The 2,121-nt window shown below is 64.9% G+C and carries 2 protein-coding genes; both read right to left on the bottom strand.

Features of this window, described 5'->3' with window-relative positions; translation table 11 throughout:
* Positions 1-34: 34 nt before the first annotated feature.
* Positions 35-1,336: an NADH-quinone oxidoreductase subunit NuoF gene (gene nuoF, locus RHBS_RS27140; protein ID WP_128646889.1), complete on the bottom strand. Its 1,302-nt coding sequence runs from the start codon at positions 1,334-1,336 to the stop codon at positions 35-37.
* 1 nt (position 1,337) lies between these two features.
* On the bottom strand, positions 1,338-2,121 hold a 784-nt coding region (gene nuoE, locus RHBS_RS27135), incomplete at its 5' end, for an NADH-quinone oxidoreductase subunit NuoE (RefSeq protein WP_128646888.1).

The raw sequence follows: 2,121 nt of genomic DNA, 5'->3' as shown, positions 1-2,121 counted from the left end.
GTGGAGCCCGCGGAACGACCATGTGCTGCTGTGGTCATGACGTCAGCTCCTCTGCCATCAGAGTCGATCGGTGTGGATCGAAGGGGCATCCCTGTTCGGTGACGTGTCGGATGTACTCGTCGCGGAAGTACTTCAGCGAGGACACGATGGGGCTAGCGGCTCCGTCTCCCAAGGCGCAGAACGACTTTCCGGCGATGCCGTCCGCGATGTCGAGCAACGTGGTGAGGTCCGCTTCGCTGCCGGTTCCGCCGTCGACGCGGCGCAGTATCTGCACCAGCCAGTAGGTTCCCTCTCGGCACGGGGTGCATTTGCCGCAGGATTCGTGTGCGTAGAACTCCGTCCATCGCAACACCGCTCGCACCACGCACGTCGTGTCGTCGAAGATCTGCAATGCCTTGGTTCCCAGCATCGATCCGGCGGCGCCGACGCCTTCGTAGTCGAGTGGCACGTCGAGGTGATCGCCGGTGAACATCGGTGTCGACGATCCTCCCGGTGTCCAGAACTTGAGCTCGTGACCGGGCCGGATGCCGCCCGCGTAGTCCAGCAGTTCCCGCAGGGTGATGCCCAGCGGGGCCTCGTACTGGCCGGGGCGACACACGTGGCCGGAGATCGAGTAGAGGGTGAATCCGGGTGACTTCTCGCTGCCCATCGACCGGAACCATTCGATTCCGTTGCGCAGGATCACCGGAACGCTGGCGATCGATTCGACGTTGTTGACCACTGTCGGGCGCGCGTACAGGCCTGCGACCGCGGGGAACGGTGGACGCAGCCGGGGTTGTCCGCGGCGACCCTCCAACGAGTCGAGCAGAGCCGTCTCCTCGCCGCAGATGTACGCGCCGGCACCGGCATGGATCACCAGTTCGAGATCGAATCCCGTTCCGAGAACGCCCTTGCCCAGGTATCCGGCCGCGTATGCCTCGGCAACCGCGGCCTGCAGACGGCGCAGCACCGGTACCACTTCACCGCGGACGTACACGAAGGCGTGCGATGCCCGAATAGCGTACGCCGCGATAATGATCCCCTCGATCAACGTGTGCGGGCTCGCCATCATCAATGGCATGTCCTTGCACGTACCCGGCTCCGACTCGTCGGCGTTGACCACCAGGTAGTGAGCTTTCCCGTCACCCTGTGGGATGAAGCTCCACTTCGTTCCGGTCGGGAATCCTGCACCGCCACGACCGCGCAGACCGGAATCCTTGACGAAGGCGATGAGATCGTCGGGGTCCATGGCCAGGGCCTTTTCCAGGCCTCGATATCCCTCGTGACTGCGGTAGGTGTCGAGTGTCCACGAGTTCTTCTCGTCCCAGAATTCGCTCAGCACCGGCGTCAGGGCCATGTCACATCCCCTTCGTCGGCGGATCGGTTTCGGTGGTGTTCGGCTGCGGTGGAACGGTGGCCGAAGGAGCCGGAGCGGGTTTCTCGCGCACCGTCTCCGCCACTGCTTCGGCACCCAGATCGGGGTGATCGTCCGGGGAGCCGGCGTCGGCCCGGGGAGCCGACATCGAGTGCTCTAGCGCGTACCGGAGGCCGGCGAGAGTGGCTTCGCCTGCGCTGCCGGAGGATTCGAGTGCCCCGGGTCGGTCGTCGGCGAACCCAGCCAGAATTCGCTCGGTCTCGCGGAACGTGCACAGCGGAGCGCCGCGGGTCGGGGTCACCTGCGCACCGGATCGAAGCGCGTCGACAAGTTCCCGCGCCGACGCCGGAGTTCTGTTGTCGAAGAATTCCCAGTTGACCATCATCACCGGCGCGAAGTCGCACGCGGCGTTGCACTCGATGTGCTCGAGGGTGATGGCACCGTCGGCCGTGGTTCCGCCGTGGTCGATATCGAGATGATCCCGCAAGGCATCCATGATGGCGTCACCGCCCATGACGGCGCACAGGGTGTTGGTGCACACTCCGACGCGATAGTTGCCAGTGGGCTCGCGGCGATACATCGAGTAGAACGTCGCGACCGCGGTCACCTCTGCTCCGGTGAGATCGACTACATCCGAGCAGAATTCGATTCCGGCAGGCGTGAGATATCCGTCCTCGGATTGCACCAGGTGCAGCAACGGCAGCAACGCCGATCGAGCCTGAGGGTAGCGGGCGAGCACGATGTCGGCGTCGGCGCGCAGCCGGGGA

This window comes from Rhodococcus sp. BS-15 (assembly GCF_000813105.1).
GTDB lineage: Bacteria > Actinomycetota > Actinomycetes > Mycobacteriales > Mycobacteriaceae > Rhodococcoides.
Note: the sequence above shows the minus strand (reverse complement) of the source record. Positions and strands in the feature narration are given on the sequence as shown.

Coding starts and splice junctions, on each gene's coding strand:
- nuoF (WP_128646889.1), bottom strand. CDS start 1,336: ATGGCCCTGACGCCGGTGCTGAGCGAATTCTGGGACGAGAAGAACTCG.